This is a genomic window from Mesorhizobium sp. BR1-1-2, assembly GCF_020165435.1.
Classification (GTDB): domain Bacteria; phylum Pseudomonadota; class Alphaproteobacteria; order Rhizobiales; family Rhizobiaceae; genus Mesorhizobium.
Map to the genome: position 1 here is coordinate 91621 of NZ_JAIUID010000018.1, position 13707 is coordinate 105327.

Sequence of the window (13707 nt, forward strand, 5' to 3'; positions counted from 1 at the left end):
CAATGAGGACATCAATCCAGCGACTGACATTGGCCCGACGCGTGACATTGACCCTGGCATTGACCGGCGTGCTGGCGGCCTCGGCCGCAGCCCTGGCGGTTGCCGCCGACAAGGACCTGGTCGTGTTCGACTGGTCCGGCTATGAGGACCCGAGCTTCCATCCGAAATATGTCGAGAAGAACGGCGATTCGCCGACCTTCGCCTTCTTTGGCGACGAGGACGAGGCGTTCGAAAAGGTGCGCTCGGGTTTCAAGGCCGATCTCGGCCATCCGTGCTCGCAGAGCGTGGTGAAATGGCGCGAGGCGGGCCTGCTGCAGCCGCTCGATACGTCGAAGATCACCGGCTGGAAAGATCTCAATCCCGGCATCATGGCGATGAAGGATCTCGCCACGACCGCCGACGGCAAGGCCTGGTTCATGCCCTGGGACTGGGGCAATACGCAGCTCACCTACAATTCCGAAAAGGTCGACGCCAAGGACGTGCAGTCGCTGAAGGCGTTCGCCGATCCGAAGTACAAGGGCCGGGTTTCGATCGGCGACAATGTCGATGATGCCTATGCGCTGGCAAGCCTCGCCATCGGCGTCAAGGACTGGACCAAGATGACCGACGACCAGTTCAAACAGGCGTCGGATTTCCTGCGCCAGGTGCATAAGAACGTGCGCTCCTACTGGACCGACACAACGGACGTGGTGCAGCTTTTGAGCGGTGGCGAGGTCGATCTTGCCTGAGCGTGGAATGACGCCACCGTGCAATCGGTCGCCGCCGGCGTGCCGATCAAGGCCAAGAAGGACACTGACGAAGGCATTTCGACCTGGGTCTGCGGCTATGTGCTGTTCAAGGACGCGCCCGGCAATGTCGACAAGGCATATGATTATCTGAACGCGGTCAACGATCCCGACATCGCCAAGGTGCTGGTCAAGGACTGGGGTTACGGTCAGGCAAACGCCAAGGGCATGGCCGGTGTCGATCAGGCCGTGCTGAAGGAAAAAGGCTATGACGATGTGCAGAAATTCGTCGACAAGACGCTGTTCCAGTCGCCGGTGCCGTCGCAGCTCAAGCTCAAGATGATCGCCGAGTTCGAGAAGATCAAAGCCGGCTATTGAGCCGGTTCGGCCGCCCGTCCGCCTGCGGAGATGGTGGGCGGACGGGCTCGCCAAGAGAGGCGAATTCTCCTAACCTCGCGGCAGCCTTTTCGCGACGGGGAATTCGCACCATGAAGCCAATGCTACGCCGCCTTGCCCTCGCCGCCGCCTGCGTGATCGGCGCCGGCGCCGTCTGTGCCTGGGCGGAAGGTGGCGGCGACCTCGTCGTGTTCGACTGGTCCGGCTATGAGGACCCGCTGCTGCACCCCGCCTATGCCGCCAAATACGGCGCCGAGCCGACCTTCGCCTTCTTCGGCGACGAGGACGAGGCCTTCGAGAAGATGCGAGCCGGCTTCAGGGCCGACATCGCGCATCCCTGTTCGCAAAGCGTGGTCAAGTGGCGCGAGGCGGGCATGCTGCAGCCGCTCGACACGTCGAGGATAGCAGGCTGGAAAGACCTCAATCCCGGCATCATGGCGATGAAGGATCTCGCTACCACCAACGACGGCAAAGCGTGGTTCATGCCTTTCGACTGGGGCAACACCTCGCTTCTCTACCGCACCGACAAGGTGACGCCGGAGCAGGCGCAATCGCTCAGGATCTTCGCCGACCCGAAGTTCAAGGGCCGCGTCACCGTCGGCGACAATGTCGACGACGCCTATGCGCTGGCGAGCTTGGTCATCGGGCTGAAAGACTGGACCAGGATGACCGATGCCCAGTTCCAGGAGGCGTCCGCCTTCCTGCGCGACGTGCACAAGAACATCCGTTTCTACTGGACCGACGACACCGATCTCAACCAGGCCTTCATCGGCAATGAGGTCGATCTCGTCTGGGGCTGGAACGAGACCTATGTGACGCTGAAGGGGCAAGGCCTGCCGATCGCCATGAACCGCGACAGCAAGGAAGGCATCTCAACCTGGGTGTGCGGCTATGTGCTGATGAAGGACGCGCCGGGCAAGCTCGACCAGGCCTATGATTTCCTGAGCGCGGTCAATGCGCCCGGGGTGTCGGACTATATGGTCAAGACCTTCGGCTACGGCCATGGCAACGGTGCCGGCATGGCCGCGGTCGATCACCAGGTGCTGGCCGACCGCGGCTTCGACGATCTCGATAAATTCCTCGACAAGACGCTGTTCCAGCAGCCGGTGGCGCCGGAGCTCAAGCAGCGCATGGTCGCCGAGTTCGAGAAGATCAAGGCCGGCTATTGAACAGCGAATCCGCACGAGCCGATGTCGTCATCATCGGCGCCGGCTTCACCGGGCTGTCGGCCGCGCTCGAGCTGAAAAAGGCCGGCGTCGATTTCGTGCTGCTCGAGGCGCGCGACCGTGTCGGCGGGCGCGTCGAGTCGATGGAGATCGGCTCCGGCGAGCGCATCGACAGTGGCGGCCAGTTCCTGTGCGAGGACATGCCGGAGCTGATGGCGCTCGTCGGCGCGCGCGGCAAGACGCTGGTCGAAACCTATGTCCATGGCGAGTTCATTGTCCAGCCGCCGATCTCCGCCGCCGAGGCAAAGCGAACCTATTCTGGTTCGATGGCGATCCGCGAGCGGATGAACGCGATCGCGCCGGACGATCCCTCGATTGCCGGGCTGACCGTTGCCGCCTGGCTCGACCGGCAGGACGATGCCGATGCCGCCAAGGCAGCCTTCCGCTCGATGATCGAGGGCCTGTGGTGCCTGGCGCTGGAGAAACTGCCGCTCTGGCACCTGATCGACAATGACCGACGCATCACCAATGAGGTGCCGGAGCTGCAGTATTCCCTGCGCGAGACGATGCAGTCGCTGGCCGAGGACCTGGCCGGCGATCTCGGCGACCGGCTGCGGCTCAACGCAGCCGTTTCACGCATCGAGCATGGGCCGCAAGGCGTGCGCATCGTCTCGGCGGCGGATATCATTGAAGCACGGGCGGCACTTGTCGCGGTGCCGCCGGTCATGGCGGCGAAACTGGACTTCGCACCCGCTCTGCCCGAATCCCTGGCGAAGGCGCTCGGCGTCTGGGAAAGCGGCGCCGTGATCAAGGTGTTGGTGCGCTACCCCGCTGCTTTCTGGCGCCGCCGCGGCTTGAGCGGCATGGTGATGTGGCGCGATCCGCCGGGGCTGTTCGCCTGCGATGCCAGTCGGGATGAAGGCCACGCGGCGCTGGTCGTCTTCGTCGCCGGCCCGCTCGCCCTGCGCTGGGGTGAGCTTGGCGAGGCTGCGCTGCGCGCCGAAGTGACCGGGAAACTGGTGGAAGCCCTCGGCCCCGACGCGGCCGAAATCGCGGGTTTCAGCCAGCGCGACTGGACGCATGACCTCTGGAGCGGCGGCGGCTACAGCGACCTCATCGTCGACGTCGCGGCGACCGATGCCGAGCCCGTGCTCCTGGCGGGCGCGCCGCCTGTTCATTTCGCGTCGTCGGAGCTGTCGCCGTCATTTCCCGGCTATGTCGAAGGGGCGATCGTTGCCGGTGAGATCGCGGCGCGAAAGATCATCGCGGACCGTCAATCCGCCATCGCCACCAAGGCTTCGGGATCGTAGGCAAGGCGGATCGAAGTGCCGACCGGAATATCGTCGGCGCCGAAATCGTTGGTCTCGGTTACCGACAGCGGCTTTTCCAGGCCGGGGATCTCGACGATCAAATGGGTGATCTCGCCGAAATAGTGGCGTTCGACCACCTTTCCGGCAACCTCGAACTTGGCCGTCGCATTGTCCCACAACACGCGCAGGCGCTCCGGGCGGATGCCGAGCGTGGCGCCGCCGCCATTGCGCACGAAGGCTTTTGGCTTGTCGGTCTTCACACGGCCGAAGCCCAGCGTGTCGACGACCAGCGAGGCGCCGTTCTCCTCGACGATCTCGGCCTTGACGAAGTTCATGCCGCCGAGGAAGTCGGCGACCTGGCGGTTGACCGGCCGCTGGTAGATCTCCTTGGGCGAGGCGACCTGCGCGATCCTGCCGCCGAACATCACGGCGATGCGGTCGGACATGGCCAGCGCCTCATACTGGTCGTGGGTGACCAGCACGAAAGTGATGCCGACGGCCTGCTGCAGGCGGCGCAGTTCGACCTGCATCTGCTCGCGCAGCTTCTTGTCGAGTGCCGACAGCGGCTCGTCGAGCAGCAGCACCTTGGGCCGCATCACCAGCGCGCGGGCAAGCGCGACGCGTTGCCGCTGGCCGCCGGACAGTTCAGTGGCGAGCCGCTTGCCGAGACCGGTCAGCGAGACCTGCGCCAGGGCTTCCTCGACGCGGCGCTTCTCCTCGCCGCCCTGGAGCTTCAGCCGCTTCAGGCCATAGGCGACGTTCTGCTCGACGTTGAGATGCGGGAATATCGCATAGCTCTGGAAGACCATGTTGGTCGGCCGGCGATTGGGTGCGATGCCTTCCATCGGCTGGCCGCCGACCGAAATCGAACCGCTGGTCGGGTTGTCGAAACCGGCGATCATGCGCAACAGCGTGGTCTTGCCGCAGCCGGACGGGCCGAGCAGCGAGAAGAATTCGCCCTCGCGGATGCTCAGGGAGGCATCGTCGAGCGCCTTGAAGGCGCCGTAGCTGCGGGTGACGCCGTTGATCTCGATCATCGTCCGTTCGGACAGGGCTCGTCCGGATGGGGCCTGCTCAGGCATAAAGCCCTCCCTCGTTCTGGGTGCGTCTGGCGGCGCGGCGGCGCAGGATTTCGGCGACGGTCATCAGCAGGAAGGAGGCGACCAGCAGCAGCGTGCCGAGCGCGAGCACGCCCGGCAGTTTGGCCGCGAAGCGCAACTGGCCCCAGATATAGATCGGCAGCGTCGCCTCGGTACCGGTCAGGAAGAAGGCGATGATGAACTCGTCCAGCGAAATGGTGAAGCAGACCAGCAGGCTGGAGATGATCGCCGGCGCCACCATCGGCAGCGTCACCCGCCGGAAGGTGCCGAAGGCGCTCTCGCCGAGGTCGGCCGAGGCCTCCTCGAGGCTGCGATCGAAACCCTCGAAGCCGGAGGTCAGCACCGTCATCGAATAGGGGATGCAGACCAGGACATGGCCGAGCACGACGGTAAACAGGGAGAGGCTCAAGCCGAGCTGCAGCATCACCAGCAGCATCGAGATGGCGACGATGACTTCCGGCAGCACGAGCGGCGCCATGATCAGACCGTTGATGGCCCGCCGGCCGGGATAGCGGTAGCGGGTGATCGAGCGGGCGGCGAGGATGCCGAGGACCGTCGAAAGGACGGACGCCGAGACGCCGACGATCAGGCTGTTCCAGGTGGCGTCGAGCAGCGCCGGCGTGTTGGGCAGGTCCTCGTACCATTTGAGGGTGTAGCCGGTCAGCGGGAATTTCGGCGTCGCGGCCGTGTTGATCGAAAAGATCGGCAGGAAGATCACGGGCAGATAAAGGAAGCCGACATAGAGGAAGGCGTAGGCCGACAGCCAGCCGCCCGGCAGCAGGCGTCGCGCCGCACTCATCGCGCAAGCCTCTGGGCGGCACGGATGACCAGCACCGTGACACCGGCCATCAATGTCACGACCAGCATCGTGGTGACGGAAAGGGCGGCGCCCAGCGGCCAGTTCGAGGCCTTGCCGAACTGCGCCTGGATGGCGTTGGCGATCATGACGCCGTCCTTGCCGCCGACGAGCTTTGGGGTGACATAGTCGCCGACCGTCGGGATCATGACGATCAGCGCCGCCGAGATGATGCCCGGCGCCGACAGCGGCAAGGTCACGCGAAGGAACGAACGAAAGGGACCGTCGCCGAGATCCGTGGCCGCCTCCACCAGGGTCCGGTCGATCTTCTCCAGCGAGACGAAGATCGGCAGGATGGCGAAGGCCGCCCAGGCGTGGGTCAGCGTGATGATGACGGCGCTCGAATTGTAGAGCAGCGCCGTCGACGGCTCGTCGATGATGCCGAGGCCGATCAGCCCGGAGTTCAAGACGCCATTATAGCCGAGGATGACCTTCCACGACATCACGCGCAGCAGGTAGCTGGTCCAGAACGGGATGGTGATGAGGAACAGCCACAGGCTCTTGAGGCGGCCGCCATGGAAGGAAATGAAATAGGCGATCGGATAAGCCAGGACGACGGTGAGGAAGCTGACCGTCAGCGAGATATACAGCGAGCGCCACAACAGATCGCGATAGATCGGCTCGGTCAGGGCGATGCGGTAGTTTTCCAGCGTGAAGGTGCGGTCGATGGTCAGATAGTTCTGCGTCCAGAAGGAGTGGGCGATAACCACCAGGATCGGCAGGACCAGGAGGATGAGCGCGTAGAGAAAGGTCGGGCTGATCAGGGCAAAGCCCTGCACGGGTTCGGATTGCAGAAGGGCGTTTCGTCTGGCCCGCGTCATGCGCAACGGGGGCGACCCTTCCGCCGCCGCCGTCATTGCCAGACTCCGGAGGGCAGGGCTCCGGCTGTGATCTCGGTTGCTGGCCTGGAGCGTCCCGCCATGCGGTATCCCATTGGACTGGCGCCGGCTGTTTGTTCCCAATTTTGTTTTGGAGCGCGATCGAACGCAAAACCGGTGACCACTTTTGCTGATCGCGCTCCAAGCTTGCCGGCTTTCTTTCATCATGCCCGCATCCGCGGATTGAAATCAAGCGCTATTTCTGAGATATTGATTGAACGGACATTCAAAATGGCGCGGGTTATGCCGGATATTTCCGGCACTGCCGGCCAAATTTCGAAATCCTGAAATCGACGAATGATGTGGAGATGACAATGGCGGCTGCGAGGGACCTGAAGGCGAGCGACATGGCCGGAGCTGGAGCCGCCGATGCCGTCGAGTTGGCCAGGCGCCACCTCGTCCAGCCCTGGCCGTATGCCGGTTCGGTCGGCGCGGAAGCGCGCGCGCTGATCGGCGAAGGCGACGGCATCTACATCACCGACGGCACCGGCAAGCGGTTGATCGACGGGCCGGCCGGCATGTGGTGCGTCAATGTCGGTCATCGGCGCGAGGAACTCGCCAGGGTGATGTACGACCAGGCGATGGCCTTGTCCTACAACACCCCGTGGTACACGATGAACGTGCCTTCAGCGGAACTTGCCGGTCGCATAGCCGGTCACGCGCCCGGCGATCTCAGCCACGTCTTCTATACCACGGGCGGCTCCTCGGCGGTGGAGACGGCGCTGCGCTTCATGCAGTTCTACAACAATGTGCGGGGCCGGCCGGAGAAGAAGCTGATCCTGTCGCGCGGCGGCGCCTATCACGGCTCGACCTATCTGTCGGCCTCGCTCAATGGCCGCCCGCGCGACCGTGACTGGATGGACGGCGCCGACGATCTGGTGATCAAGCTGTCCTCGCCCGATCCGTTCCGTCGTCCACAGGGCATGAGCATAGCTGATTTCACCGACTTCCTCGTCGACCAGTTCCGCGGCACCGTCGCGCGTGTCGGCGCCGACAGGATCGGTGCTTTCGTCGGCGAGCCCATACAGGCTTCCGGAGGCGTTGTCGTGCCGCCGGACGGCTATCTCAAGCGCATCCGCGAGATCTGCCGCGACAACGACATCCTCTATGTCTCCGATGAGGTGGTGACGGGCTTTGGACGGCTGGGCCATGTCTTTGCCTCGGGCGATGTGTTCGGCATCGATCCCGACATGATCACCTTCGCCAAGGGTGTGACGTCAGGCTATTTCCCGCTCGGCGGCGTCATCATATCGGAACGGCTGCTGGAGGAACTGCGCCGGTCGAACCATCCCGACGCGATGTTCGGCCATGGCCTGACCTATACCTCGCACCCGGTCGGCTGCGCGGTGGCGCTCAGGAATCTCGACCTTCTGGAACAGGGGATACTTGCCCACACGCAGGCGGTCGCGCCCTATTTCCAGGCGCAACTGAAGACGCTGGAAGAATTGCCGCTGGTCGGCGAGGTGCGCGGCCTGGGATTGATGGGCTGCGTCGAATGCGTCGCCGACCGCGAAAGCAAGGATCCGCTGCAGCTCGATAAGGATGTCGGCAAACGCATCGACGCGCATTGCCACGAGCTCGGCCTGCTGGTGCGGCCGCTGATCAACATGTGCGTGATGTCGCCGCCACTGGTCATCACGCGCGAGCAGATCGACGACATGGTCGGCATCTTGCGCGAGGGCATTTCGCGCACGATGGATGATCTCAGGAAAGAAGGGGTGTGGCGGGGGTGATTGGCCGATCTCCCCCACGAGGGGGGAGATCGGCAGCTTCGCGGTCGCAGCTACCCCCGCGACCTGAGCGCGTCGTTCAAGTTCCACATGTCCTTCTCCTCCGGCGCCGTTTCGAGCCCAAGCACGGGGATCTGCCTGCGCAGATGGTCGTGGTGGGTGCGCACTCCGTATTCGAGGTCGGAGAGGTAAAAGCCCTCGAAGGCTTCCGACAGCATGGATTCGTTCGACCACACCGAAAGCTGGACATCCTCCGACATGGTGTCGCGGTCGATGCGGAAGGAGAGGTAGCGGGCCGCGGCCTGCTCGCGGCTTTCGTCGCGATAGCGGTAGATGGCGCCGCGCAGCAGGGTCTCACCCGTCGATAGCGGGAACTCCTGATAGAATTGCACCGATTCCGGCATCACCGAGAGGACCGCGTTGGGGAAGATGCCGTAATAGACCCAGGCCTTCTTCAGATAGTCCGGCAGATGCGTCGGCTCCGGCGCGATCTTGACGTAGTTCCTGACGCTCCAGCGACGGCCGGCATGCGGGTTGTAGCTGGCGAAGGAGCGTGACACGCCGTTGACGAAGGGTTCGTCGAAATAGGTCGCGCCATAGAGGTCCTGCAGGGCCGGGTGCGCCATGGCGACGTGATAGCCCTCATTGTCGACGTCGCGCACCGACTTCCAGTTGACCGGAGTTTTCTGGGTCCAGATGCCCCAGGATGGCACCATGTCGGCGGCCTTGTAGTGCGAGAATTCCGGCTCGATCGGCTTCATCAGCTCGGCGACGGACGGCTGCGGGCCGCCAGCGCGGAAGCGGATGAAGATGAAGCCCATCCAGACCTCCAGATCGAGCGGCATCAGGCCGAACTCGGTCTTGTCGAGATCGGGAAAGGAACGCGGGCGGGCAGCGCCGCGCAATGTGCCGTCGAGATTGTAGACCCAGCCGTGGAACGGGCACACAAGCGCGTTCTTGCAGTTGCCCTGGCTGTCGGCGACGACACGGCTGCCGCGATGGCGGCACATATTGTTGAAACCCCGCACGACGCCGTCCTTGCCGCGCACGATCAGAGCGCGTTCGCCTACGACGTCCATGGCCAGGTAGTCGCCGGCGTCAGGGATGTCGCTGACATGTCCGGCGATCTGCCAATGGTTGCGGAAAACGTGCTCCTTCTCGAGTTCGAGAAGGGCATCGGAATGGTAGCTCCAGCCAGGCAGTCCCCGCCGGTCCCAATCGTTGGGAATGGCCACGTCACGGAGATGCGGGTTCATAAAACGTCTCTTCTTTTTATTGAATATCCGTTCAATATAATCATATTTTTCATTGAAATGCAATGGCTTGTGCAAACAGGCATGTTTTGGAAAGAAAATTTGCGTGCCGATTGCGATCCGATCCGATGTGACGGCTCGCCCCGAAAACCCCGGAGAATCCGGGCGTTAGGTCGGGTTTCAAAGCTAGGTTCCGGCACGGTTTCCGAAGCAAATCCTGCCAGCAGGGAAGCCGAGGCAAAAGGGCGCCACGCGTCTTGCCCGCTTGCCGATCCGCCGAGCCGGGATCGGCAAGCACGCGCGTGATGTCCCCTTGGTGGAATCTGGCCGCGAAGTGCCGTTTCAAGGCGGTTACAATATCAAATCCACGCCAACTTTCCGCTGATACAGAGCGCGACTAAGTTCGTTTCATTCAAAAAAGAACCTTAAACGAAGGGGATGATGATGCATGCGAAAGTTCAGATTGCCAAGAACGACTGCCGGGCCCAGGCTCCGGAGCGCGTTAGCCGCCGCCCGAAGCTGGCATTGCGCCAGCGCGCCAGCGACCACCCCATGGCAATGTTCATGGCGCTGGCTGCTTGCGCCTTCGCCGGCATGGCGTTCACGCCGACGGTCGGCCCCGCCTTTGCTTCGCTCAATCCACCGGCCAACGTCGTCGGCGGCGCAATGACCACCACCAGAACCGCACGCCTGCCGGTGCCGATGATCGACTTTGCCTGCAAGGGTCAGGCGTGGGGCGCCGAGAGCGTCGATTGCCTGCGGGCCATAGCCGAGCAGTCCGGAGCGCACAAAGCCCGTGCGATCCGGATGATCGCCAATGCCGCGCCACTGACCAATACACCGAACGTCTTCTGAGTATTCGCTGAAACATGGTTCCGAAGCGGCTCCGCTCTGGATCATGTCGCGGCGCTCCCCGAGCGCTTCCAGCGCTCCCTTCGGCTCCCGCCGCTTTGTCGGTCGGGGGCCTTTTTTGATACCGGTCGGCGTGGCCTATCCCTTCAAAGCCGCCTGTTCGGCAATGGCGGAAAGCACGCTGCGCACATCCAGCGTGCTGAACGGTTTTTCCAGGATCTGTGGACGCTGCAAGGGCGGCAACGCCTCGATTTCGGCCTTGGCGCCGATCAGGTCGCCAGTGACCAGCACGAAACGCCGCGCCAGTTCCGGCCTTTCGGCAAGCAACTCTCGATAGATGGTTATGCCGCTTGTTCCAGGCATGCGCAGGTCCGAAAAGACGATGTCGGGCGGCATGTGGCCAGCCAATATGGTTGTGGCCGTGTCCCAGACGAGCGCGATCCGTGACTTGATGCCCATTAATTCGAGTATGTCGGAGAGCGAACCGGCGACGTCGGGCTCATCATCGATGATCAAGGCGTGGCGCAGCCCGCTCGATCGCGGCTGGCTCTGGCCGGCAATGGCGATGCCGGCTGCAATGGCCGGCAGCTGGACGACGAAACGAGCGCCATTCGGCAGCACTTCCTCGAACCAGACGTTGCCATTGTGCCGCTCGATAATCGATTTCGAGATGGACAGGCCGATGCCGGTGCCGACGCCGACCGGTTTGGTGGTGAAATAAGATTCGAAGATGCGGGACCGGATCGTTTCCGGCACGCCAGGCCCATTGTCCTCGACCGAGAAACCGGGATCGCCGCGCTCGCTGCGGAAGGTCCGCACCTTGATCAGCCGGTCGCCGCCTACGCCGGCCAGCGCATGCTGGCTGTTGATGAGGAAATTGGCCGCCACCTGGGTGACGTGATCGGCGTCGGCCATGGCCAGCAACGGGCCAGGCGCGAAATCGGTATCGATGATGATGCCGCTCGAGCGCGCGCCGTAGGCGGTCACCTCGAGCGCCGCGCGGATCACCTGGTTGAGGTCCGTCTCGGCCCGCTCGGTCGGATGCAGCCGGACCATCGACAGGAAGCTCTTGACGATCCGGCCGCAACGCTCGGCGGCGGCGCGCACTTTCTCGGCGCGAACCTTGGTCTGCGGATCGGAGGCGAATTCGTGCAGCAATGTCGACTGCGCGACAACCACGGCCAGCGGGTTGTTGAGCTCATGCGAGACGCCTGCAAGCAGCGAACCCATCGCCGCCATCTTCTCGTTCTGGTGCAGCTTCTCGCGCTGCCGGTTGATCTCCTCCTCGGCGCGCAGCTTGTCGCGCAGGTCGCGGATGGAGCCGAAGATCAGGCGGCGGTCGGCGACCCGCATCTCGGTCGCCGTCAATTCGATGGGGAAAATCTCGCCGGCGGCGTTCTGGGTCACCGTCTCGAGCCGCTGTCCGACCATCGGCGCGCCGCGCCCGGACATATATTCGGCCCCCGAAGCATAGCCCTTGCGGTAGTAGATCGGCACGATGGTATCGAGCAGGTCCTTGCCGAGGATGTCGCTGCGCAGGAAGCCGAACATCTTCTCGGCGGCCGGATTGAATTCGACGATCGAGCCGGTCTCGTCGATGACGATGATGGCATCGAGCGAGGCCTGCAGCATGGTGCGGCGGATGACCTCGCTGGCGTGGGCGTCGGAGGGCGAGCGTTCGATGGCATCGCCGATGGCCAGCGCGATGATGTGCAGCGTCGCCTCTTCCTCGTCGGTCCATTCGCGCTCCTCGACGCAATCATTGACCGCCAGCGTCCCCCAGAGATGGCCGTGCGCGAAAACGGACACGGACAGGAACGATTTGATGCTCTGTTTTTCGAAATCGGCTCTGAGGAAGCCTTCGAGATCGCGCGTATGGCCGGCGAAAATCTTGCCCTGCCGTTCATCCTCCTGCAGGCGTTCCAGCAACGGATCGGCGTTGATGATCGACTGCACGATCACCGTCGGCGAGGCCAGCTCGCCACCGAACACGGGATCGATCCAGTAGGCGGCGACGGATTGGGCAAATCCCTGGCCGGGCAGTTCGCGCAGGCGGAACAGGATGCCGCGCTGGCAGTCCATGGCGCGGCACAGCGTTTCCAGTATGGCGTCCATCTCGCGCTGCCAGTCGCCGGCCTCGCGCAGCCGGCGGACCACACGCACTGCCGCCATCGCCGCGCCTTGCCGGCCGTCTTGCATGTCCGTGCCTGCTGCTTCAGCGGTCATTTTCAGCCATTGTTGCGGTGCCAAGCGGATTTCATGCGCCGCGTTTCAAATCCTTGTTTTATACCTTGTCCCAAACCGAGAGCGTTTTTGGACGGCAGGCATTTGCGTCGGATCCGTCCACAGACCAGCACGGGCGAAGGAGGAATCTCCTGCGCCCGCTCAGTTGCCGTCGCCGGCCGGCAGCGAGAAGATATAGCCTTCGCCGCGCACCGTGCGCAGGAATTTCGGGTTGGCCGGGTCCGCCTCGATCTTCTTCCTCAGGCGCATGATGCGGATGTCGACGGCGCGCGAGGATTCGGGATCCTCGGTGAAGCCGATCGCCTCCGAGATCGCGGCGCGCGTCAAAAGCCGGTTGGCGCGGGTGAGGAAAATCTCCAGCACGTCGAATTCGCTTTTGGCCATGTCGATCACCGCACCGTTGGCGCCGGTGACCAGCCTGCCGTCGAGATCGGCCCGGAACGGTCCGAAGGCGACGGAGCGGCGCTCCGTCCCGGCTTTCCTGTCCTGCGGTTCCGTTGGCTGCGGGACGCGGCGCAGCACGCTGCGGACTCTCGCCAGCACCTCGCGCAACTCGTATGGCTTGACGATATAGTCGTCGGCACCGAGTTCCAGCCCGACGATGCGGTCGAGCGCGGTGCCGGCGGCGGTGGCGTAGATGATGCCGATCGGCAGCCTCGAGCGCAACCAGCGGCCGAGCGATAGACCATCCTCACCCGGCATGGCGATGTCGAGGATGGCGAGATGGAACGACTGCGTTTCGACCAGGCTGCGCGCGGCGGCCGCGGTTTCGGCGGTCGCCACATCATAGCCGGCGGCGCCGAGATATTCGGCAACCGCCTCTCTCAGATCGGGCTCATCCTCGACAATGACAATTCTCGCCCGCACGATGCGCTCGCTCCCACTTTCGGTGGAAAGTAGATTGGGTATAAACATGATGTCCAGCACTCATATCGGGTTGCCAGGAAACGGTTGGAAAACATGGCCGCACGCGCCGTCATCGGGCTTATCTGCGTCGCCGACGTGGTGGCGACCGAACTCGCCGATCATCTCGATCGCCGGGGCCACGACGTGCGTCAGGCGCGCCAGCCCTGGGAGGCGGAATCGATGCTGGCGGGGAAGGACGTCGACGTCGTCGTCGTCGGTGACAGCCTCAGCCAGGCGGAGGGACGTGATCTGCTCAGGCGTTATGGCGGCCAAGGCGGGGGTGGCGAGGGC

11 protein-coding genes and 2 pseudogenes are annotated in these 13707 nt (G+C 63.7%); 7 read left to right on the plus strand and 6 right to left on the minus strand.

Annotated elements, in window-relative coordinates:
- Window positions 1-2 precede the first annotated feature (2 nt).
- The 3 genes and pseudogenes from LB551_RS26890 (at window position 3) to LB551_RS26900 (ending at window position 3597) form a co-directional block, all read left to right on the plus strand.
- Window positions 3-1103 (plus strand): annotated as a pseudogene (locus tag LB551_RS26890) (ABC transporter substrate-binding protein).
- A gap of 110 nt (window positions 1104-1213) precedes the next feature.
- Window positions 1214-2290: an extracellular solute-binding protein gene (locus LB551_RS26895; RefSeq protein ID WP_224661080.1), complete on the plus strand. Its 1077-nt coding sequence runs from the start codon at window positions 1214-1216 to the stop codon at window positions 2288-2290.
- Window positions 2287-3597 carry a flavin monoamine oxidase family protein gene (locus tag LB551_RS26900; RefSeq protein WP_263496066.1) on the plus strand — a complete coding sequence of 437 codons (1311 nt, stop codon included), beginning with the start codon at window positions 2287-2289 and terminating at the stop codon, window positions 3595-3597. Before LB551_RS26895 ends, LB551_RS26900 begins: the two co-directional genes overlap by 4 nt.
- Here the strand turns inward: LB551_RS26900 and LB551_RS26905 are convergent.
- Genes LB551_RS26905 through LB551_RS26915 form a run of 3 tightly spaced genes read right to left on the minus strand, consistent with a single transcriptional unit; the run spans window position 3561 to window position 6410 of the window.
- On the minus strand, window positions 3561-4634 hold the full coding sequence (locus LB551_RS26905; protein WP_224661087.1) for an ABC transporter ATP-binding protein: 1074 nt from the start codon (window positions 4632-4634) through the stop codon (window positions 3561-3563). The genes LB551_RS26900 and LB551_RS26905 overlap by 37 nt on opposite strands.
- Before the next feature lie 37 nt (window positions 4635-4671).
- The gene (locus LB551_RS26910) at window positions 4672-5496 is read right to left on the minus strand and encodes an ABC transporter permease (RefSeq protein WP_140525484.1); all 825 of its coding nucleotides are present in this window, start codon (window positions 5494-5496) and stop codon (window positions 4672-4674) included.
- Entirely contained in the window at window positions 5493-6410 is a 918-nt protein-coding gene (locus tag LB551_RS26915; protein WP_224661081.1) for an ABC transporter permease, read from the minus strand. The genes LB551_RS26910 and LB551_RS26915 overlap by 4 nt, the downstream gene beginning before the upstream one ends.
- A gap of 63 nt (window positions 6411-6473) precedes the next feature.
- On the opposite strand from LB551_RS26915, the gene LB551_RS26920 reads away from it, so the two are divergent.
- Window positions 6474-6719, plus strand: a complete 246-nt coding sequence (locus LB551_RS26920; RefSeq protein ID WP_224661082.1) for a hypothetical protein — start codon at window positions 6474-6476, stop codon at window positions 6717-6719.
- A gap of 26 nt (window positions 6720-6745) precedes the next feature.
- Window positions 6746-8164 carry an aminotransferase gene (locus LB551_RS26925; protein ID WP_224661083.1) on the plus strand — a complete coding sequence of 473 codons (1419 nt, stop codon included), beginning with the start codon at window positions 6746-6748 and terminating at the stop codon, window positions 8162-8164.
- A gap of 50 nt (window positions 8165-8214) precedes the next feature.
- On the opposite strand, the gene LB551_RS26930 is transcribed toward LB551_RS26925, so the two are convergent.
- Window positions 8215-9417, minus strand: coding sequence for an aromatic ring-hydroxylating oxygenase subunit alpha (locus tag LB551_RS26930; RefSeq protein WP_224661084.1), 1203 nt, complete (start codon window positions 9415-9417; stop codon window positions 8215-8217).
- 441 nt (window positions 9418-9858) lie between these two features.
- On the opposite strand from LB551_RS26930, the gene LB551_RS26935 reads away from it, so the two are divergent.
- Window positions 9859-10269 carry a hypothetical protein gene (locus tag LB551_RS26935; protein ID WP_140554122.1) on the plus strand — a complete coding sequence of 137 codons (411 nt, stop codon included), beginning with the start codon at window positions 9859-9861 and terminating at the stop codon, window positions 10267-10269.
- A 135-nt stretch (window positions 10270-10404) separates the two neighbouring features.
- Here LB551_RS26935 and LB551_RS26940 read toward each other — a convergent pair whose 3' ends face one another.
- Complete coding sequence (locus LB551_RS26940; RefSeq protein ID WP_181172659.1) at window positions 10405-12492, minus strand: sensor histidine kinase; 2088 nt, start codon at window positions 12490-12492, stop codon at window positions 10405-10407.
- Between the two features lie 159 nt (window positions 12493-12651).
- A complete protein-coding gene (locus LB551_RS26945; RefSeq protein WP_224661085.1) occupies window positions 12652-13425 on the minus strand; it encodes a response regulator in 774 nt (257 codons plus the stop codon).
- Between the two features lie 45 nt (window positions 13426-13470).
- On the opposite strand from LB551_RS26945, the pseudogene LB551_RS26950 reads away from it, so the two are divergent.
- A pseudogene (locus tag LB551_RS26950) lies at window positions 13471-13707 on the plus strand (DNA-binding response regulator); the annotation flags it as partial.